At 67.1% G+C, this 20,372-nt stretch carries 19 protein-coding genes; 15 read left to right on the plus strand and 4 right to left on the minus strand.

Going from position 1 to position 20,372, the window contains the following annotated elements:
* Positions 1–65 precede the first annotated feature (65 nt).
* Complete coding sequence (locus K7G19_RS01680; protein ID WP_149318210.1) at positions 66–503, plus strand: PRC-barrel domain-containing protein; 438 nt, start codon at positions 66–68, stop codon at positions 501–503.
* 191 nt (positions 504–694) lie between these two features.
* Here the strand turns inward: K7G19_RS01680 and K7G19_RS01685 are convergent, their stop codons facing one another.
* Both K7G19_RS01685 and K7G19_RS01690 read right to left on the minus strand, forming a co-directional pair.
* Positions 695–1,672 (minus strand): tripartite tricarboxylate transporter substrate binding protein, encoded by a 978-nt coding sequence (locus K7G19_RS01685; protein ID WP_226105403.1) that lies wholly within the window; start codon positions 1,670–1,672, stop codon positions 695–697.
* A 72-nt stretch (positions 1,673–1,744) separates the two neighbouring features.
* Positions 1,745–2,899 (minus strand): acyl-CoA dehydrogenase family protein, encoded by a 1,155-nt coding sequence (locus tag K7G19_RS01690; RefSeq protein WP_226105405.1) that lies wholly within the window; start codon positions 2,897–2,899, stop codon positions 1,745–1,747.
* A gap of 225 nt (positions 2,900–3,124) precedes the next feature.
* On the opposite strand from K7G19_RS01690, the gene K7G19_RS01695 reads away from it, so the two are divergent.
* The 7 genes from K7G19_RS01695 to pcaD all read left to right on the plus strand — a co-directional run bounded on the left by K7G19_RS01695 (position 3,125) and on the right by pcaD (position 9,286).
* A complete protein-coding gene (locus tag K7G19_RS01695) occupies positions 3,125–3,910 on the plus strand; it encodes an IclR family transcriptional regulator (RefSeq protein WP_226105407.1) in 786 nt (261 codons plus the stop codon).
* 167 nt (positions 3,911–4,077) lie between these two features.
* A complete protein-coding gene (locus K7G19_RS01700) occupies positions 4,078–4,866 on the plus strand; it encodes an IclR family transcriptional regulator (RefSeq protein ID WP_150083573.1) in 789 nt (262 codons plus the stop codon).
* A gap of 311 nt (positions 4,867–5,177) precedes the next feature.
* Positions 5,178–6,521 (plus strand): short-chain fatty acid transporter, encoded by a 1,344-nt coding sequence (locus K7G19_RS01705; RefSeq protein WP_149318213.1) that lies wholly within the window; start codon positions 5,178–5,180, stop codon positions 6,519–6,521.
* A 57-nt stretch (positions 6,522–6,578) separates the two neighbouring features.
* Positions 6,579–6,875 (plus strand): YciI family protein, encoded by a 297-nt coding sequence (locus K7G19_RS01710; RefSeq protein WP_149318214.1) that lies wholly within the window; start codon positions 6,579–6,581, stop codon positions 6,873–6,875.
* Between the two features lie 82 nt (positions 6,876–6,957).
* The gene (locus tag K7G19_RS01715) at positions 6,958–8,013 is read left to right on the plus strand and encodes a cyclase family protein (protein WP_226105409.1); all 1,056 of its coding nucleotides are present in this window, start codon (positions 6,958–6,960) and stop codon (positions 8,011–8,013) included.
* Positions 8,014–8,058: 45 nt separating this feature from the next.
* Positions 8,059–8,343: a muconolactone Delta-isomerase gene (gene catC, locus K7G19_RS01720; RefSeq protein ID WP_149318216.1), complete on the plus strand. Its 285-nt coding sequence runs from the start codon at positions 8,059–8,061 to the stop codon at positions 8,341–8,343.
* A gap of 160 nt (positions 8,344–8,503) precedes the next feature.
* Positions 8,504–9,286, plus strand: a complete 783-nt coding sequence (gene pcaD / locus K7G19_RS01725) for a 3-oxoadipate enol-lactonase (RefSeq protein ID WP_226105412.1) — start codon at positions 8,504–8,506, stop codon at positions 9,284–9,286.
* Positions 9,287–9,430: 144 nt separating this feature from the next.
* Here pcaD and K7G19_RS01730 read toward each other — a convergent pair whose 3' ends face one another.
* Positions 9,431–10,351: a tripartite tricarboxylate transporter substrate binding protein gene (locus K7G19_RS01730; RefSeq protein ID WP_226106274.1), complete on the minus strand. Its 921-nt coding sequence runs from the start codon at positions 10,349–10,351 to the stop codon at positions 9,431–9,433.
* Between the two features lie 241 nt (positions 10,352–10,592).
* On the opposite strand from K7G19_RS01730, the gene K7G19_RS01735 reads away from it, so the two are divergent.
* The gene (locus K7G19_RS01735; protein WP_226105414.1) at positions 10,593–11,714 is read left to right on the plus strand and encodes an XRE family transcriptional regulator; all 1,122 of its coding nucleotides are present in this window, start codon (positions 10,593–10,595) and stop codon (positions 11,712–11,714) included.
* 13 nt (positions 11,715–11,727) lie between these two features.
* Entirely contained in the window at positions 11,728–12,249 is a 522-nt protein-coding gene (locus K7G19_RS01740; RefSeq protein WP_226105415.1) for a hypothetical protein, read from the plus strand.
* 128 nt (positions 12,250–12,377) lie between these two features.
* Here the strand turns inward: K7G19_RS01740 and K7G19_RS01745 are convergent, their stop codons facing one another.
* Positions 12,378–14,558, minus strand: a complete 2,181-nt coding sequence (locus K7G19_RS01745) for a DUF6351 family protein (protein WP_226105417.1) — start codon at positions 14,556–14,558, stop codon at positions 12,378–12,380.
* Between the two features lie 403 nt (positions 14,559–14,961).
* Between K7G19_RS01745 and tcuA the strand changes: the two genes are divergently transcribed.
* The 5 genes from tcuA to K7G19_RS01770 are packed head-to-tail and all read left to right on the plus strand — an operon-like array spanning position 14,962 to position 20,355.
* On the plus strand, positions 14,962–16,404 hold the full coding sequence (gene tcuA / locus K7G19_RS01750) for an FAD-dependent tricarballylate dehydrogenase TcuA (RefSeq protein WP_226105419.1): 1,443 nt from the start codon (positions 14,962–14,964) through the stop codon (positions 16,402–16,404).
* Positions 16,391–17,563, plus strand: a complete 1,173-nt coding sequence (tcuB, locus tag K7G19_RS01755) for a tricarballylate utilization 4Fe-4S protein TcuB (RefSeq protein ID WP_226105421.1) — start codon at positions 16,391–16,393, stop codon at positions 17,561–17,563. Before tcuA ends, tcuB begins: the two co-directional genes overlap by 14 nt.
* A gap of 48 nt (positions 17,564–17,611) precedes the next feature.
* Positions 17,612–18,400 carry a class II aldolase/adducin family protein gene (locus tag K7G19_RS01760; RefSeq protein WP_149318221.1) on the plus strand — a complete coding sequence of 263 codons (789 nt, stop codon included), beginning with the start codon at positions 17,612–17,614 and terminating at the stop codon, positions 18,398–18,400.
* Positions 18,401–18,449: 49 nt separating this feature from the next.
* Positions 18,450–19,427, plus strand: a complete 978-nt coding sequence (locus K7G19_RS01765; RefSeq protein ID WP_226105423.1) for a tripartite tricarboxylate transporter substrate binding protein — start codon at positions 18,450–18,452, stop codon at positions 19,425–19,427.
* Between the two features lie 34 nt (positions 19,428–19,461).
* On the plus strand, positions 19,462–20,355 hold the full coding sequence (locus tag K7G19_RS01770; RefSeq protein ID WP_226105425.1) for an amidohydrolase: 894 nt from the start codon (positions 19,462–19,464) through the stop codon (positions 20,353–20,355).
* The last annotated feature ends 17 nt before the right edge of the window (positions 20,356–20,372 follow it).

The raw sequence follows: 20,372 nt of genomic DNA on the forward strand, positions 1-20,372 counted from the left end.
CAAGCGGGATGGCATGGTCGTTGCGGAACACCGGTTCCTGCGTACCAACGATCAAGGAGATGGCGATGAATCCCTCGCAACCCGGCACGAATCAGGGCGGTGCCAGCATCGTAGGATCGGGCGTCGGTGAAGGCCCCGGCCCGGAAGTGATGGCGGCCTCCAGCCTCGAGGACACCAAGGTCTATTCGTCCGACGGCGAGCACGTCGGCGAGATCAGCGAAATCATGCTCGACGTACCGCGCGGCCGCATTGCCTATGCCGTGCTGACCACCGGCGGCTTTCTGGGCATGGGCGACACACTGCACGCGATTCCGTGGAACGCGCTGGTCATGGATACCGACCAGAAATGCTTCCGCCTCGGCATCACGGCCGACCGCATCAAGTCGGCGCCCGGCTTCAACAAGGACCAGTGGCCGCGCATGGCGGACCCGCAATGGGGAACGCAGCTGCACCAGTACTACGAGCGCGAGCCGTATTGGCTGTCCGGCGGCGGCACGCTGTGATATTGGCGGCGCGCACCGCATGCCTTCCATGCGGGCGCGTCGTTCTTACAGCGGCATGTAATTCCGCAATGGGCGACGCGGCCGCAGGCGGCGCCCCCCACGTTGCAGGCAGTCCCCGCTAGATCACCCTGGCCGCGCAAAATGCGGCCAGTTGCGTGGCGGGGGGGTCTGGCGTTGTCAGCGAAGGGGCCTCAATCGAGGCGCGTGCCGGTCGCCTTGACCTGAGCGGCCCACCAGGCTGTCTCGCTGCGGATCTGCGCGGCGAACGCTTCGGGGCTGTTGCCGACGGGCTCGGCGCCCAGTTCGATCACCCGCTTGCGCATCTCCGGCGTGGCCAGGATGCGGGCGCAGGCTTGATGCAGCTTGTCGATGACGGGCTTGGGCGTGCCGGCCGGCGCCATCAGGCCCTTCCACGCGGTGACCAGATAGCCCTTGACGCCAGCCTCGTCGAAGGTCGGCACATCGGGCAGCGCGGCGGCGCGCTTGTCGCTGGCGACCGCGATCGGCCGCAGCTTGCCCGCCTGCACCTGGGCCAGCAGCGCCGGCATGTTGTCGATCATCAGGTCGATATGCCCCGCCATCAGGTCGGCGACGGCCGGGCCGCTGCCCTTGTAGGGGACGTGCTGCATCTTCAGGCCGGCGGTGCGGTTCAGCAGCTCGCCGCCGAGATGGGCGACGGTGCCGTTGCCGGGCGAGCCGAACGACAGCTTGCCCGGATGGCTGCGCGCATAGGCCAGGAACTCGGACAGGTTGCGCACCGGCAGCTGGGCCTTCACCACCATCAGGTTGTGCTCGCGCGCCAGCACCGTGACCGGCGCCAGATCGCGCGCGGGATCGAACGGCATCTTGCTGTACAGGCTCGGATTGATCACGGTAGGGCCTGCCGCGGCGAGCAGCAGCGTGTAGCCATCGGGCGCGGCGCGAGCCACGCTTTCGCCGGCGATATTGCCGCCCGCGCCGGGCTTGTTCTCGACCACCACCACCTGGCCCAGCTCTGCCTTCAGGCGATCGGCGAGCAGGCGCGCCAGGATATCGGACGAACCGCCGGGCGCGAACGGCACCACCAGGCGGATCGGCTTGCCGGGATAGGCCGCGTCGGCGCGGGCCGCGCCGCTCAGCGTGGCGGTGCCGATCGCCAGGGCGATGGTGGCGACAAGGGTCTTGAACATGGTGTCTCCTGTTGTGTTTTATCGGCCGGGCCGCTGGATCGGGCGCCTGATCAAGTGCCCATCAAGTTCCGATCAAGCGCCGGCCTGCGCCAGCGTGCGCTTGGCGATATTGAGCTGGTGGATCTGGCTGGTGCCCTCGTACAGGCGGAACAGCCGCACATCGCGATAGAAGCGCTCGATGCCGTAGTCGGCGATATATCCGTAGCCGCCGAACATCTGCACGCAGCGGTCGGCGACGCGCCCGCACATCTCCGAGGCGAAGTACTTGCAGATCGACGCCTGCATCGTCACGTCCTCGCCGCGGTCGCGCTGGCGCGCGGTCTCGAGCACCAGCGCGCGGGCCGCGTGGATTTCGGTCTGGCAGTCGGCGATCATCGCCTGCACCAGCTGGAAGCTCGACAGCGGCTCGCCGAACTGCTTGCGCGTGCGGACGAAGCGGATCGCATCGTCGAGCATGCGGATGGCCGGGCCGATGCACAGCGCCGACAGATGGATGCGCTGCTTGTTCAGCACCTTCATCGCCGTACGGAAGCCCTGGCCCTCGACGCCGCCGATCAGGTTGGCGGCGGGCACGCGGCAATCGTCGAAATGGACCTCCGACACCGGCGAGCCTTCCTGCCCCATCTTGCGGTAGGCCGACCCGGTGCTCAGGCCCGGCGTGCCGCGCTCGACCAGGAAGGCCGAGATGCCGGAGGCGCCGGTGGTCTCGGGATCCGTGCGCGCCATCACCGTGAACAGCCCGGCGATCGGCGCATTGGTGATGAAGCATTTGGTGCCGTTGAGCACATAGTGGTCGCCATCGCGGCGCGCCGACGTGGTCAGCGCCGTTGCATCCGAGCCGGCCTCGGGCTCGGTCAGCGCGAACGAGCCGGTGATCTCGCCGCTCGCCAGGCGCGGCAGATAGCGCTGCTTCTGCTCTGGCGTGCCATCGGCAACCAGCGCTTCCGAGCCGATGCCGGTATTGGTGCCGACGCGCGCGCGGAAGGCCACCGAGCACTGCGACAGCTCGATCGCGGCCAGCACCAGTTCTTCGGTCGTCATGCCGGCGCCGCCATAGGTCTCCGGGATCGAGAAGCCGAACAGCCCGATGTCGGCCATCTCCCTGACCAGGTCGGCCGGCACCTCGTCGCGCGATGCCACCTCGGCCTCGCGCGGCACCAGGCGCTGCTGCACGAAGCGGCGCAGTTGCGCCAGAAATGCGGGGTAGGTCTCAGGGTCTCGGATCATCGTGATGGCTTCCTGTTTCGGTTGGCAGTGGACCGGGGGACATGCCCGTGGTCCGACATCGGAGTGGAAGGCAGCGTAGCAATGCGGGCGGAAATAGTGGATCGTTGTTTCGCTATCTTGAACAACTCGCCATTGCCAGGCTGGCCCGGCGCGCTATGATCGAGGCAGTGGGGCGATGCGCGCGGCGTGCCGCCTCTTGTCGCCGTACCTCCCGAAGCGCCGCCGATGGCTCCACGCCCCCATCATCCCGATCCCGCCTTCGCCACCACGCTGGCGCACGGCCTGTCGCTGCTGCAGTGCTTCGGCATCGGCGACAGCGTGCTCAGCAACAAGGAACTGGCCGAGCGCACCGGCCTGTCGCCGGCGACCGTCAGCCGCCTGACCTACACGCTGGCGGCACGCGGCCTGCTGCGCTACGACGCGCAATTGCGCCGCTATCGGCTGGGATCGACCACGCTGGCGCTCGGCTACCCGCTGCTGGCCACGCTGCGCATCCGGCAATTGGCGCGGCCGCTGATGAAGCAGCTGGCCGACGAGATCGACGGTTCCGTGTCGCTGGGCCTGCGCGACCGCACGCAGATGGTCTACGTGGAGACGAGCCGCGGCCACGACGCGATGGCGTTCCGGCCCGATATCGGCGCGACGCTGCCGATGCTGCCGACCGCGATCGGGCGCGCCTGGCTGTGCACGGCGTTGCCGCGGGAAAGCGCGCCGGTGCTGGCGGCATTGCGCAAGGCCGATCAGGCGGAATTCCGGCGGCAGGCGTCCGCGCTCGAGCGCGCCCGGGAAGAGATGGCCGAGTTCGGCTTCTGTACCTCGCGCGGCGAATGGCAGAGCGACATCCATGCCGTGGCGGCGCCGCTGCCGACGCGTATCGATGGGGAAGTCATGGTGTTCAACTGCGGCGTGCTCGGCGTGCGGATGACCCCGCGCAAGCTCGAGCGGCAGATGGGGCCTCGGCTGCTGAGGATGGTCGCGAAGGTCGAGGCCGCGCTGAGGAAGAGCCGATGACGCGGCCTGGCTCGCGCTCTGACTCGCGCCCTGGATTGCGCTCCGGCTCGCGCTCGGAGTCGCGCCAAGACTCGCGCTCCCACTCGCGGACCGACGCGCGCTCGGGCGAGCGTTCCGATGTGCGCGCCGGCTCGCGCCCCGGCTCGCGCGCCAGCGCGGCGCAGCCCCTGCCGCGCTCCAACGAGCCGGCCGACAAGGACCGGCAGTTCGCCGCCACGCTGGCGAACGGCATCGACATCCTGCTGGCCTTCGACAGCGGCGATGCGATGCTCGGCAATCGCGATTTCGCCGAGCGTACCGGACTGTCGAAGACCACAGTGGCCCGGTTGACGCACACGCTGACCGCGTTGGGCTATCTGCGCCACGACACGGTGCTGCGCAAATACCGGCTCGGCGCGGCGGTGCTGTCGATGGGCTATCCGCTGCTGGCCAGCATGCATCTGCGCCAGCTGGCGCGGCCGCTGATGAAGGCGCTGGCCGACCGGCTGTGCGGCGCGGTATCGCTCGGCATCCGCGATCGCACGCAGATGATCTATGTCGAGACCGCGCGCTCGACCGACAGCCTGATCGTGACGCCGGAGATCGGCGCCGCGCTGCCGATGCTGTCCACCGCCATCGGCCGCGCCTGGCTCAGCCACGCCCCGGCGCACGAACGCGAGGCGGTGCTGAACCAGCTGCGGCTGCAGGACCCCGACGCCTTCGCCCGCGCCCAGCCGCGCCTGGCCGATGCCCGCCGCGACCTGGAGCGGCAAGGCTACTGCGCCAACCGCGCCGAATGGCGTCCCGAGGTCTACGGCTTCGCGGTGCCAATGTGCCAGCCGGTCGGCTCGCAATTGTTCGTGCTGAACTGCGGCGTGCCGGCCGCGCAGGGCAGTTTCGCGGCGATCGAGAAGCAGGCCGGGCCGCAGTTGCGCGCGCTGATGCTCGATATCGAGAGGATGCTGGGGTTGCGATAGAGCGCCGGTAACCCGGCTTCGTGCTCCGGCATGCTGCGATGCGACAAGGGCCGGCCTGGAGAAGAGCAAGACCGAAGTGCCGGTCACCGTGCCGTTATTCCGCATCGCAGCAATGGCCCGTTCGTCACTGACCCGCTTCCGTTATTGCGAAATCCGATTCAATCCTGCTCTTCATTGACTTGACCTTGCGTAAACACGCCTCTACGATCCCCGTCCTATAGCCAATGTGTTCGTATATAGAACGTTAGTTCGAAATGCGGCACTAGCGCAGCAACACGCGACGCCTTTCGGCATGTTTTTGGAGACAGATCTTGAGCAAGGTCGCCGGGTTCTTTACTGAACTGATGCGCCGGTATTTGCCGGACCCCTTCGTTTTTGCCATCGGACTGACGCTGCTCAGCATGGTGATGGCCATGCTGGTGCAGGGACAGGCCGCGCCCGCCGTGATCCTGGAATGGGGCAAGGGCTTCTGGAACCTGCTGGCGTTCACCACGCAGATGGCCGTGATCCTCGCGATGGGCTACGTGCTGGCGACCGCGCCGCTGGTCGACCGTTTCCTCGACCGCATCGTCGAACGCGTGGCCACGCCGCGCGGCGCGGTGATCGTCGCCACGCTGGTCGGCGGCATCGGCAGCTATCTGAACTGGGGCTTCGGGCTGGTGATCGGCGGTATCGTCGCGCGCAAGCTGGCGCTGAGGGTCAAGGGCGTCCACTATCCGCTGATCATCGCCGCGGCCTACAGCGGCTTCACGCTGTACGGCCTCGGCCTGTCGGCCAGCATCCCGGTGCTGATCTCCACGCCGGGTCATCCGATGGAAAAGCTGATGGGCGTGATCGCGCTGAAGGACACGATCTTCTCGACGCCGATGCTGCTGACCAGCCTGGCGGTCATCATCACGCTGCCACTGCTCAACGCGATGCTGCATCCGCGCGATCCGAAGGACGTGACCGAAATCAATGCGCAAGCCGAAACGCGCGCGGAGCAGGGCAGTGCGGCCGGCGGCCACAGCATGGGGCTGGAGAACACGCTGGCCACGCGGATGAACAACAGCCGGCTGCTCAGCCTGGTGATCGGTGTCTGCGGGCTGGCCTACGTGGGGCTGTACTTCACGCAGGGCGGCACGCTCGACCTGAACCTGATCAACTTCCTGATCCTGTTCATCGGTGTGCTGCTGCTCGGCACGCCGGCCAACTACGTGGCCAAGCTGAACGAGGGCATCAAGACGATTTCGGGCATCATCCTGCAGTATCCGTTTTATGCGGGCATCATGGCGGTGATGGCCGGATCGGGCCTGGTCGACACCATCTCGCGCGTGTTCGTCGATATCGCGACGCCGCAGACGCTGCCGTTCTGGGGGCTGGTCAGCTCGTTCTTCATCAACTTCTTCGCGCCCTCCGGCGGCGGCCACTGGGTCATCCAGGGACCGTTCATGATCGATGCGGCCAAGGCAATCGGCAGCTCGGTCGCGCAGACCTCGATGTCGGTGATGCTCGGCAATGCCTGGAACGACCTGGTGCAGCCGTTCTGGATCCTGCCGGCGCTGGCGCTGTCGAAGCTGAAGCTCAAGGACGTGATGGGCTACACCGTGATCATGATGTTCTGGGTCGGCCTGATCTACATCGTCGCCATGCTGGCGTGGGGCGCGCAGATCTGACGATCCGGGTCTGGCCATCGGTCACCGCGCTTTGCCAACGACAACACAGGAGACACCATGCCGTACATCATCGAGACCTTCGACAAGCCCGACCACCAGCACGTGCGCAAGGCCCAGCGGCCGGCGCATCTGGACTTCCTCGAAGCCAACAAGTCGCTGCTGCTGGCCTGCGGTGCCAAGCTGAACGACGATGGCAGCGATGCGGGCGGCGGTCTCTATATCGTCGATGTCGAGACCCGCGAGGCCGCGCAGGCGCTGATCGAAGCCGATCCCTTCCATCAGGCGGGCCTGTTCGCCGAAGTGCGGATCACGCGCTGGCGCAAGGCCTATCTCGATGGCGTCTGCTGTCTCTGACTGACATCCCGATCGATCGGACCGCGCGGGCCGGCGCATCGGCGCTGGCACCGCGGCGCGTCCGTGCCGGAGGCTATCCCCGATGCGATGGAAACAACGGCCGGAAGGCTCCAACTGGGGCGATTTCGGCGCCGACGACCAGCTCGGCCGTCTGAACCTGATCACCGCGGACAAGATCCGCGCCGCCGCGCAGGAGATCCGCAGCGGCCGCACGTTCTGCCTGTCGCTGCCGCTCGATCTGCCGGGTGGCAATGCGCTGAACGTGCGCCGGCATCCGCCGGTGCTGCGGCCCACCTATCGCGACGACATTCCGTACGTCAATTTCCCGCTGGCCAGGGTCGATGCCAATGCGCTCGACGTGCTCAGCGACGACCAGGTCCTGCTGTCGCTGCAGTATTCGACGCAGTGGGACTCGCTGGCCCACGTCGGCGCGCTGTTCGATGCCGACGGCGATGGGGTGGCGGAACGCGTCTATTACAACGGTTTCCGGCCCAATGCGGAGATCGTCGGGCCGGTCGACTATGCCGAGGCCGATGATTTCGCCGCGCATCCCTGCGGGCATGACCATAGCCACGCCGATGCGCTCGGCATCGAGACGCTGGCCGTGCATGGCGTGCAGGGGCGGGGCGTGCTGGTCGATCTGGCGGAGCATTTTGGCCGCGATTTCCGCACCGTCGGCTACGACGACCTGCTGCGCGTGATGGACGCCGATCAGGTCGCCGTCGAGACCGGCGACATCCTGGTGCTGCGCACCGGCTTCGCCGAGATGGTGCTCGAGATGGGCGGCAGGCCCGATGCGCACGCGCTGCATCACAGCTGCTGCGCGCTCGATGGCCGCGACGAGCGGCTGCTGCAATGGATCACCGATGCGGGCATCGCCGCGCTGGCCGCCGACAACTACGCGGTCGAACGCTTTCCGGCCCGGCCACCGGCGCCGGGGCAGGGCGCGGTGCCGATGCTGCCGCTGCATCATCACTGCCTGTTCAAGCTGGGTCTGCCACTGGGCGAGCTGTGGTATCTGCGCGATCTCGCCGCGTGCCTGCGCGCAGAAAGGCGTTCGCGCTTTTTCCTGACCGCGCCGCCGCTGCGCCTGCCCGGCGCGATGGGCTCGCCCGTGACGCCGATCGCCACGGTATGACCTCGCTTACTCTCTTCACCGTACCGCTACAACAAGGAGATCGCCATGCTGTTCATGGTTGAAATGACCGTCCGCATTCCCCATTCGGCCGACCCGCAGGCCGTCGACAAGCTGAAGGCCGACGAGAAGGCGTTTTCGCAGCAGCTGCAGCGCGAAGGCAAGTGGCGCCACCTGTGGCGCGTGGTGGGCCAGTACGCCAACGTCAGCATCTTCGACGTCAAGGACAACGACGAGCTGCATACGCTGCTGACCTCGCTGCCGCTGTATCCGTATATGGAGATGAAGGTCACGCCGCTGGCGCAACACGGTTCCGCGATCGCGCAGAACTGATGTCTGTGTCGCTCCGTGTGGGCGCTTTCCCGCGCCGCGCGGGGCATCGATCGATCGTCGTCCCGAGTACCGCCGCGAATCGCCGAGCATCACCGAGCATCACCGAGAATCGCTGGGTACCGCCGACAACTGCTGAGAACCGCTGAGAACCGCTTCTGCCATGCCCTTCGCCGACCTTTCCGACGTTCGCCTCCACTACCAGCTCGATGGCGACCCGAGCCTGCCGGTGCTCGTGCTGTCCAATTCGCTGGGTACCAACTTCGACATGTGGCAGCCGCAGATCGCGGCCTTCACGCAGCATTTCCGCGTGCTGCGCTACGACACGCGCGGCCATGGCCGCTCGTCCGTGCCTGCCGGCCCCTATAGCGTCGCCCAGCTCGGTGGCGACGTCATCGCGCTGCTCGATACGCTGCAGATCGAGCGCGCGCATTTCTGTGGGCTGTCGATGGGCGGCATCACCGGCATGTGGCTGGGCCTGAACCACGCAGCGCGGCTGAACAAGCTGGTGCTGTGCAATACCGCGGCCTACATCGGCCCGCCGGAGAACTGGACCAACCGCGCCGCGGCGGTCGAGCGCGATGGGGTGGGGTCGATCGCGGCCGCGGTCGTCGACAGATGGCTGACGCCGGACTTCGCCGCCGCGCATCCGGAACGGGTGCAGCAGTTGCGCGCGATGCTGAGCGCGACCGATGCCGCCGGCTACGCGGCCAATTGCCGCGCGATTCGCGACAACGATCTGCGCGCCGACATCCATCGGATCGCGGTGCCGACGCTGGTGATCGCGGGCTCGGGCGATATTCCGACGCCGCCGTCCGACGGCCGCTATATGGCCGAGACGATTCCGGGCGCGTCCTATGTAGAACTGGAGGCGGCCCACCTGTCGAATCTGCAGCAGGTGGAGCGGTTCACGCAGGCGGTCGTCGATTTTCTGACTGGCGCCTGAAAGCCCAGGTGGTCGTGGTTCCTCTGACTTGCGCCGGAAGGCCAGGGCAGAGGCCTCGGTAACGACGCCACGTCGTCCCCCGCGCAGGCGGGACGACGCGTCCGTGCAGCCGTCCCCCCTGCCTGCGCACGGGAGACGACCAACTCAATCGACCTTCGCGCCCGAACGCTTGACCACCGTCGACCATTTGCGGATCTCGCTGTCGACAAAGCGCGCGGTCTGCTCCGGCGACATTGGCATCGGCTCCGAGCCGCGGTCGACGATGAACTTCTGCAGCTCCGGCGATTGCAGCGCCTTCACCGTTTCGGCATTGAGCTGCGACACGATGGCCGGCGGCGTGCCGGCCGGCGCCATCAGCACCGCCCATCCCAGTGCCTCGAAGTCGGGCACGCCTTGCTCCTGCACGGTCGGCACGTTCGGCAGCTGCGGCACGCGCTTGCCCGCGGTCACGGCCAGCGGCACCGCCTTCTTCGACTGGATCAACGGCAAGGCCGCGGTGATCGAGTCGACCATCACCGGAATCTGATTGCCGAGGAAGTCCGCCTGCGCGGGGCCGCTGCCCTTGTACGGGATATGGACCATGAAGATGCCGGCGCGCGCCTTCAGCATCTCGGCCGACAGATGCTGCGTGCCGCCGATGCCGGCGCTCGCGTAGCTCAGCTTGCCCGGCGCCGCCTTGGCCTTGCTCACCAGATCGCGCAGCGACGTGATGCCGGACGCGGGCGTCGACAGGAACACCAGCGGCACCGAGAACACGCCCGAGATCGCCTGGAAATCGCGGCGCGGATCGTAGCCGATCGATGCGTACAGCGTCTGGTTGATCGCCATCGCACTGCCGGCCATCACCAGCGTATAGCCATCCGGCGCGGCGCGAGCGGCCAGTTCCATGCCGATATTGCTGCCGGCGCCCGCGCGGTTCTCGACCACCACCGATTGCCCCAGCTGCTTGCCGAGCCGCTCGCCGAGCGCGCGCGCAAAGATGTCGGTCGCCTGCCCGGGCGGGAAGGGCACGATCAGTTTGATGGGGCGTTCGGGATAGGCGGCGTGTGCCGCGGCGCTCGCCATCAAGGCAATCGCCGCCAGGCACGTGATGCGTGGCTTCAAGGTTGTCTCCTTCCAACAATGTCTGGGTGTGGCACGGGATGCCAAGTGCCGACGATAGCACCCCGTACGTTGCCTCGGCCATGGAACCGCTCAATCTCATCGGAAAGGCGGTGCTAGTCCGTCCTGCGATCCTGGTTCTGCATGAATATCTTGCGAAACGCCATGCGCAAGAATAGAATGCTTTCTCCCCGGGGAGGTGACGATGTTTGAACGAATCTCGCAAAAGCTGATCGGCTATCGGGTCAAGGCGGCACGCGAGGCCAAGGCATGGACACAGGATCAGCTCACCCAGGCTCTCGGCCTGAACGACCGCCAATCGGTGTCGGACATCGAAAACGGCAAGCGCGCCCTCAAGTCCGACGAGATCCTGGCCATATCCGAACTGCTGGACCGCGACGTCGATTTTTTTCTCGATCCATTCGCCGTCGCGGGCGAGGCTCAGTTTTCCTGGCGAGCGGCCCCGAGCGTGCCGGAAGAAGAGCTCGATGGGTTTGAATCGAGCGCCGGCAAATGGATCGGTTTATTGCGCTGGCTACGCGAGAGCCAGCGCGGCGGCACCAATCCACTCAAGCACAGCTTGCGCCTGAGCGCGCAGTCATCGTTCGAGGATGCCATCGCGCGCGCCGAAGCCTTGGTCTCCGCGCTGGACCTGGGCATGGTGCCCGCTGAGCGGCTTGCCGAGCGTATCGAGCGGGATCTGGATATCCCGGTCCTGTTTGTCGACGCCGTCGAAACACCCAGGGGCGACTCCATTTCGGGGGCGACCTGTCATTTGCAGGACCTCGGCGTGATCCTGATCAATCGCAACGAATCCGAGGCTCGCCGCTACTTCGACCTCGCTCATGAACTGTTCCATGCATTGACATGGGACGCCATGAAACCCGACCACCGGGAGTCAAACTCATTCGAAGCCCGGGGCAGGGCAAAACGCATCGAGCAGCTTGCGGACAACTTCGCCGCGGCGCTGCTGATGCCGAGCCAGTCTCTGCAGCAATTGATCGACCCGCGGCGATGCTCGGATATCGATCATCTAGTCGATGTCGCCGCCGAATTGCGCGTTTGTCCCATTGCGCTGGCCTGGCGTCTGTACAACATGAAGCGTATCGACGCTGCTACGCGGGAAGGACTGCGCAAAGAGCGTCAACGATCCAGTGCAGGTCGCAAGCCAAAGCGCTTCTCGGACAGCTTCGTCAGCATGCTTCACACAGCCATCGACCGCGGCCAACTCTCTGCCCGCAAGGCGGCCAAGGCAATGGGCATGAGCCTGCCGATGCTGAACGACCTGTTCGCCGAGCATTCGTTGCCGGCACCGTTCGAGCTATGAGGACCGGCATCGCATGGCGAAGGTCAGGGTGTTCGTCGACACCAACATCATCCTGGAAGCGTTCCGGACGGGATGTTGGTTCGCCGTCTGCGAGCGTTACGCGATTGAAACGGTAGAGAAGTGTATTGAGGAGGCGCTTACCGGAGATCTTTCGGATCCCCGGCGTATTCCGGTGGACCGCAGCGCCCTGGTCGCCGGCTTGAGTGGAAGGCATGCCGTTGGCAGGCGCGAACTGGTCGACCTGGTACTGGCCTATCCTCACTGCCAAACCCTGGACGACGGAGAGCTGCATTTGCTCGCCTGGCTGCACGCGAACAAGCTGCTGCCGCAAGCCCTGATCCTGCTGTCCACGGCGGACAAGGCGGCGATCGTCGCGACGGGTCGTCTCGGCTGGATCGATTCGCTGACGTCGCTCGAACATCTTGCTCGAACGTCGGGCGCCACGCCGGGGCAGATCGGTCGCCTAGCTCGGCATTACAGGGAAGATTGGCTGGGAGAGATCAAGATGAAGATTCGGCTCGGAATCCTCCCGTAGCCGCTTTCCTCCAGGCGGAGGGTGGTGCGCTCATCCATGGCCTTTTCGGCCAGCACTCGATAGCCTCGCACGCGGCGCGGTAGGGAAGCGGGGCCGAACTGGCCCCGCTCCCGTACTTACCGCCAATCTCAAGACTTCGTAATATCAAACACCAGATTCACCGGCGACGGGCCGAACGATCCATTCGGCACCACGCCCGTTTGGTTGACCCCGCGCTGGGTCCAGTCGCAGACGCCGGTCGGGAAGATCGCGCGCAGGCGGTTCAGCTGATCGGGGGTGAACGGCACGCTGTAGTCGGCGGGATTGACCGGCTTCAACGTGCATTTCATTACGTCCCCGGCGATCGGGCCGCCGGCTGCGATGCGGGGCGCGGTCCACGAGGGGAACAGCGAATTGCAGGTCGTGTCCGGCGTGCTGCTCAGGGTCTGCGGTTCGGCGACGAAATCGGTCTGCGAACGCCAGCAACCGTCCACCGCATCCCGCGGCTTGTGCGTGACCACCCGCTGCCTCTGCGGCGCCTGCGATTTGTCGTCCTTGTAGGCAGCCACCCACCGGATGAACATGTCCCAGGCGGTATCGGCCGGCACCGGATTGCCGCGCCACATCACGTGGTTGGCGGTATCGCCGTTGGCGACGAGCATCCGTTCGCGCAGCGCGAAATGGAACCACTGGTAGTGGTAGGCCGTGTCCTCGTTATAGACGCCCGTCACGTCCACCACGGGGATCGTCGCCAGTCCGCCGTTGCCGCCCAGTTGCAGGCCCGACTGCTGCGCGCGCAGGATCGCGCCGAGATCGCCTGGCGAGCGCGCCGGGACGTAGTTCGCGTCCTGGTCGTAGCCGCCCACCTTCTCGTTCAGGTCGAGGAACTGATCGACGGTGATCCCTCCGCCGTTCAGCGCCGCCAGTCCGTATTGCACGCCGACGTTGTCGAACGGGCGCAGCGCGAAGCCGGTGGCCTTGTCGATGCCGTAGATATTCCTGGCGGCGTCGTACACGGTCGGCCGTGCACCGGTCCGGTTATTGACCGGGTGATAGCGCAGCTCCTGCGGCACGGCGGCGTTGAACACGCCCGACACATAGCCCGGATAATCCTGGCGCGCGGGGACCGGATCGGTACGTCCCGCCTGATTGGCGGCGTCCTCGAAGGCCTTGCGGCTCTTGTAGCCGGTCACCGCGGCGATCTGCGCATCGGTCAGCGCGTTGGGATTCCCCATGATGTAGTGCGTGATCAGGTGCCCATCCGAGCCCGACAGTGCGATCGACAGCGGGTCGGGGAAGGTGCAGGCGATCAGCACGCCGTCGAACAGGCCGGGAATGCGGTCGGCGGGCTGGGCGCTGCCATAGGACCCGCCCGAGCAGCCGGCGCTGACGGTAAAGACCGGCACGCCGAAGGTCTCGATTACTGCCTCCTTGGACATCATCGCCGCCTCGCTGGCCAGCACCGCGTTGCAGTTGTTCGACGCGTGCTGCAGCGTATTGGCGAAGGTAGCGTAGCCCTCGCCGAGCCGCCTGACATTGAGCAGCGTGAAGTCGAACCCGGCGACCGAGATGTTGCCCTGCGCCGCGCCCTGGATGTACCAGCCGCCCGGGCAGCCGAAGCCCTCCACCGCGATCAGCCGCTTGTTCCATGCCTTCGGCGGTTTCAGCGGCGTGGGGGCCGACTCCCTGGTGGGGTCGTGCAGCACCGCGTTCTGGTAGATGCCGCGATTGACCGTACCGGTTTCCACGCGCACCACGAAGGGCACGGTGCGGCCGTCGAGCGTCGTCGTGCTGGCGACATCGGCGGGCAGGGAAGTCGTGCTCGGCATCGGCACCAGCGCGCCGCCGGTGTTCTTCTGATAGACGTAGTGCACGCGCGTGGCCACGCTGCAATTGGCATCGAGCGGCGGACCAAGGCGCGAGCCGTCCGGCAGCACGAAGCTCTCGGTCTGGCAGATGAACGGCGTTTGCCACGGCCCCGAAATCACCGGGCCGGTGATCGGGTAGTTGGTCATTCTGAGCGTGGCCGTTTCGCGGCCGATCTTGGCCGTCAGCGTATTTTCGCCATCACGCAGCCCTCCGAGGACAGCCTGGAGATGGCGAAGATCGTCCAGCAGCGGGCGGAATTCCCGCGTCACGTCGTTGCCGTTGAGTTCGATCCGCAACGGGCGGCGGTCCAGCTTGATCTGGCGCGGCACGGTGATATCGATCAACGCGTTGCCGCCGGTCACGTGATCGGGTGAGGAGGAAAGCAGCTGGATGGTAGGTGCCGCTTCGGGGCCGTCGTCATCGTCGTGGCCGCCGCCGCATGCTGTCAGGGCCGCAAGCATGGCGCATGCGAGCGCCATCCTGGGCCATCGCCGTAGGATGTTCATGTCGTCGACTCCTCTTCCGTAGTGAGTCGTGGTGGGTTGCAAGCCGCTCCGGGCTTGCGCCGACATGCATGCGTACGACGAGCTTAGTGTCCGGTCCTGCCAAATACAATGTCGAGGAAAGCTGACCAGGAGGCTGACCAGAAGCGGATATCGGGGACGGTACATCGCGCGCTCCAGGTGTGCCGAGCCCAGCGCTGAAACGCCCGGCGGCGCCTCCCCGCTGTACCCTTCACAAATCGTGAAGCCCCCATTCCGTCCGGCGCCTTAGCAGGGCCCCCAGGTATCGGTAGAGTCGCGTCAAACATCGACAAGACCGAACCGTGCCTTTCTTCCCCATGCCCTCATCCGAGGACGCCGCATGATCGACGTCCTGGTCATTGGCGGCGGCAACGCCGCCCTGTGCGCCGCGCTGATGGCGCGCGAAGCCGGTGCCTCCGTGCTGCTGCTCGAGGCCGCGCCGCGCGAATGGCGTGGCGGCAATTCGCAGCACACCCGCAACCTGCGCTGCATGCACGACGCGCCGCAGGACGTGCTGGTCGACGCCTATCCCGAAGAGGAATACTGGCAGGACCTGCTGAAGGTGACCGGCGGCATCACCGACGAGCACCTGGCCCGCCTGGTCATCCGCGCGTCGTCGAACTGCCGGGACTGGATGCGCCGCCATGGTGTCCGCTTCCAGCCGCCGCTGTCGGGCGCGCTGCATGTCGCGCGCACCAACGCCTTCTTCATGGGCGGCGGCAAGGCGCTGGTCAATGCCTACTACCGCAGCGCCGAGAAGCTGGGCGTGCAGATCCGCTATGAGGCGCCGGTCGATGCGATCGAGCTTGACGGCGACCGCTTCGTGGCCGCGCGCGTCGGCGGCGAGCGCATCGAGGCGCGCGCCTGCGTGCTGGCGGCCGGCGGCTTCGAATCGAACCGCGAATGGCTGCGCGAGGCCTGGGGCCAGAACGAGCGCGGCGAATGGCCCGCCGACAATTTCCTGATCCGCGGCACGCGCTTCAATCAGGGCGTGCTGCTCAAGTACATGATCGACGCGGGTGCGGACGCGATCGGCGATCCGTCGCAATCGCACTGCGTGGCGATCGACGCCCGCGCGCCGCTGTACGACGGCGGCATCTGCACCCGCATCGACTGCGTCTCGCTGGGCGTGGTGCTCAATGCCAACGCCGAGCGCTTCTACGACGAGGGCGAGGACTTCTGGCCCAAGCGCTATGCGATCTGGGGCCGGCTGGTGGCGCAGCAGCCCGGCCAGATCGGCTACTCGATCATCGACGCGAAGGCGATCGGCCGCTTCATGCCGCCGGTCTTTCCCGGCGTCACGGCCCGCACGCTGCCCGAGCTGGCGCGCAAGCTGGGCCTCGACGAGGCCACCTTCATGCGCACCGTCGGCGACTACAACGCGGCTTGCCGCGTCGGCACCTTCGACCATACGGTGCTCGACGACTGCCATACCGAGGGCCTGGCGCCCGCGAAGACGCACTGGGCCCGCCCGATCGACACGCCGCCGTTCTACGGCTATGCCCTGCGCCCGGGCATCACGTTCACCTATCTCGGCCTGAAGGTCGACGACAAGGCCGCCGTGCATTTCGGCGGCAAGCCGAGCGCCAACCTGTTCGTGGCCGGCGAAATGATGGCGGGCAACGTGCTGGGCAAGGGCTATACGGCGGGCGTCGGCATGTCGATCGGCACGGCGTTCGGCCGCATCGCCGGCACGCAGGCGGCGCGGGCCGCCGCCGCACAACGGGGCGCCGCCGCGGCGCCCCGCACCGAATCTCTGGAACAGCAACATGCAACATCTTGAAGCCCTGACGCGCGAAGCGGCGGCGCTGGCGCAGTCGGCGCTGCCGCTGACCGGCGACGAAAGCGAAGTCGCGCGAACGCTGCAGATCTGCAATGCCTGCCGCTATTGCGAGGGCTTCTGCGCGGTGTTCCCGGCGATGACGCGCCGGCTCGAATTCGGCAAGGCCGATATCCACTACCTGTCGAACCTGTGCCACAACTGCGGCGCCTGCTTTCATGCGTGCCAGTACGCGCCGCCGCACGAGTTCGCGGTCAATATTCCGCAGGCGATGGCCAAGGTCCGCGTGCAGACCTATGGCGATTACGCGTTTCCTGCCGCGCTGGGCGGCCTGTACCGGCGCGCCGGACTGGCGACCGCGCTGGCGCTGGCCGCCGGTCTCGCGCTGTTCCTGCTGATGGCGGTGGCGATGGGCGGCGGCCTGTGGCACGAGCCGCTGGCCGGCAATTTTTACGCGATCTTCCCGCACAACCTGCTGGCGACGATGTTCGGCATCGTCTTCCTGTTCGCGATCGTCGCGCTCGGCGTGGGCGTGACGCGCTTCTGGCGGCAGGTCTCCCCGGGCACGCGGGCGGGCGAATCGCGCGCCGCGGCCGCGACCGGCGCCGCCAATGACGCGCTGCGCCTGCGCTATCTCGACGGCGGCCACGGCGAGGGCTGCAACAACGAGGACGACGCCTTCACGCTGGCCCGCCGGCGCTTCCACCATTTCACCTTCTACGGCTTCATGCTGTGCTTCGCCGCGACGACGGTGGCGACGTTCTACCACTATGCGCTGGGCCTGCACGCGCCGTATGCGTATACCAGCCTGCCGGTGGCGCTCGGCACGCTGGGCGGCATCGGCCTGCTGATCGGTCCGGCGGGACTGTTGTGGTTGAATCTGCGCCGCGATCCGCGCACCGGCGACCCGGACCAGCGTCCGATGGACCGCGGCTTCATCGCGCTGCTGTTCCTGACCAGCGCGAGCGGCCTGGCGCTGCTGGCCTGGCGCGATACGGGCGCAATGGCGGCACTGCTGGCGGTGCATCTGGGCATCGTGATGGCGCTGTTCCTGACGCTGCCCTACGGCAAGTTCGCGCACGGCATCTATCGCAGCGCCGCGCTGCTGAAATGGCATATCGAAAAACGCCGGCCCAGCAATCTGGCGCTGGGGTCGGACTGAGTCCGGCGATCGAACGATCGATCGAACGAACACAAGGAGAGAGAGACCATGACCAAACCCGGCGTGTTGAACATCCCCTCGATGCGCGACCGTTGCAGCGATGCCGAATGGCAGGCGCGCGTCGATCTCGCGGCCTGCTACCGGCTGGTGGAGCTCTATGGCATGGCCGACATGATGGCCAACCATATCTCGGTGCGCGTGCCGGACGAGGAGGGCGCCTTCCTGATCAACGCCTACGGCATGATGTACGAGGAGATCACCGCATCGAGCCTGATCAAGGTCGATCACGACGGCAACATCCTCGCCAAGCCCGACTTCGGCGCGCTGAACTACGGCATCAACAAGGCCGGCTACGTGATCCACAGCGCCGTGCACGCGGCGCGCCCCGAAGTGGCCTGCGTCATCCACACCCACAGCTGGGCCTCGATGGCGGTGTCCGCGCTGGAATGCGGGCTGTTGCCCCTAACGCAGACCGCGATGCGCTTCCTGAAGATCGGCTACCACGACTATCAGGGCGTGGTGCTCGATACCGCGGAACAGGCCTCGCTGATCGAGGACCTGGGCAAGAGCGAGGCGCTGATCCTGCGCAATCACGGCGCGCTGACGGTCGGCAACACCGTCGGCGAGGCCTTCAACTGGATGCACCGGCTCGAACTGGCCTGCCGCGCCCAGATCGGCGCGATGTCGTGCAACACGCCGCTGCAGCAGGTCGGCCAGCAGGTGCTCGAGGAAACCTGGAACAACTACCAGCCCGGCACGCGGCGCCCCTACGGCGTGATGGAGTGGCCGGCGCTGCTGCGCAAGCTGGACCGGATCGATCCGAGCTATCGGGATTGAGCGCGGCGCCCCCGCCGAACAAGAACAAGTTTGCAGGATGGAGACCACGATGAACCGCAGACGCCTGCTGGCGCAGATGCTGGCGCTTGGCGCCGCCCACATGGTGATGACCGCCGCGCGTGCGCAGTCGCTGCCCAACAAGCCGGTGACGCTGGTGGTGCCGTTTGCGCCCGGCGGCAACCTCGACGTGGTCGCCCGCGCGATCGCGCCAGCGCTGGAGCAGGGCCTGGGCCGCAACGTGATCGTCGACAACCGGCCCGGCGCCGGCGGCGTGATCGGCGCCACGCTGGTGTCGCGGGCCGAGCCCGACGGCAGCACGCTGCTGGTCACCACGCCCAACGCGATCGTGGTGCTGCCGCGCATGACGAAGACCAACTTCAAGCTGGCCAGCTTCCATCCGGTCGGCCTGGTGTCGACCACCGCGCTGGTGGTGGTGGTCAAGGGCGACGACAAGCGCTTCCGCGATATCCAGTCGCTGCTGGCGTACGCGAAGAGCAACGCGGGCAAGCTCGCCGCCGGCCATGCCGGTCCGGGCACGACCAACCATATGGCGATGCTGCAGCTGGAAGACGCAGCCGGCATCCGGCTCAATCAGGTGCCCTACAAGGGCTCGGCGCCGGCGCTGGTCGACCTGATGGGCGGCCAGATCGACATGGTGGTGGACCAGCTGACCAGCTCGGCCCCGCATATCCAGTCCGGCGCGCTGCGCGCATTGGCGGTGATGTCGCGCGAGCGCGATGCGGCCTTGCCCAAGGTGCCGACGCTGCGCGAGGCCGGCCTGGCCAACTTCGAGGCGACCACCGCGACCGGCCTGCTGGCGCCGGCCGGCACGCCGGCCGCGGTGGTGGACACCATCAACGCCGCGCTGCGCAAGGCGCTGGCCGAAGGAGCGGTGAAGAGCCGGCTGCTGACGGTCGGCAGCGTCGCGCATCCATCGTCGCCGCAGGAGCTGTCGACGCTGCTGCAGCGCGAGGATGCACGCGCGCAGACGCTGGCGTCCGCGGGCCGGCTGAAGGCCGCGGAATGAGCGCCGGCATCCATTCGTCTTGGGAGCTGCCGCTATGACGCGCCCCTGCCTGCCTGCCCGCGAGCACATCACGCCGCCGGCCTTTCGCGCGCCGCCGGGCGCGTGCGACAGCCACGCCCATGTGTTCGGCCCGTTCGAGCGATTTCCGCTCGCCGGCGATCGCAGCTATACGCCGGCGGCCTATCCCGCCGAGGCGTTCATCGCGCATCTCGACGCGCTCGGCCTGACGCGCGGCGTGCTGGTGACCGCCAGCGCCAGCGGCACCGGCGCGGGCAACGCCGTGGTCGTCGATGCGCTGCGGCGCTATCCGACGCGGCTGCGCGGCATTGCCGTGCCGTCCGCCGATACCACCGACGCCGAGCTCGATGCCTGGCACGAAGCCGGCGTGCGGGGCGTGCGCATCAACCTGTATCGGGTCGACGGCCATGCGGTCTACCGCAACGGCGTCGGCATCGACGTGCTCGAAGCGATGGCACCGCGCCTGCGCGAACGAGGCTGGCACGCGCAGATCTGGATTCACGCGCCGGACCTGGTCGAACTGGGTCCGCGCCTGAAGGCGCTCGGCTTGCCGCTGGTGGTCGACCACATGGGCCGGATGTCGACCGCACGCGGGGTTGGCGACCCCGGCTTCCAGACGCTGTGCGCGATGCTGGCCGAGGGCGTGGCCTGGACCAAGATATCCGGGGCCGATCGCCTGAATCCCGGCGGCGCGCCTTACTACGAGGTGGACCCGTTCGCCACGGCGCTGCTGAAAGCCAATCCCGACCAGGTGGTCTGGGGCTCCGACTGGCCGCATATCAATTACTTCGAGCCGCACCTGATGCCCGACGACGGCGTGCTGTTCAACCTGCTGGCGCGCTGGCTGCCCGACGCGGAGGCGCGCGAACGCGTGCTGGTCACCAATCCGGCGCGGCTCTACGGCTTTTAGGTCCGTGACACACGGCG

Origin of the sequence: Cupriavidus sp. DB3, assembly GCF_020418465.1 — a bacterium.
In the GTDB taxonomy this organism is placed as follows: domain Bacteria; phylum Pseudomonadota; class Gammaproteobacteria; order Burkholderiales; family Burkholderiaceae; genus Cupriavidus; species Cupriavidus cauae.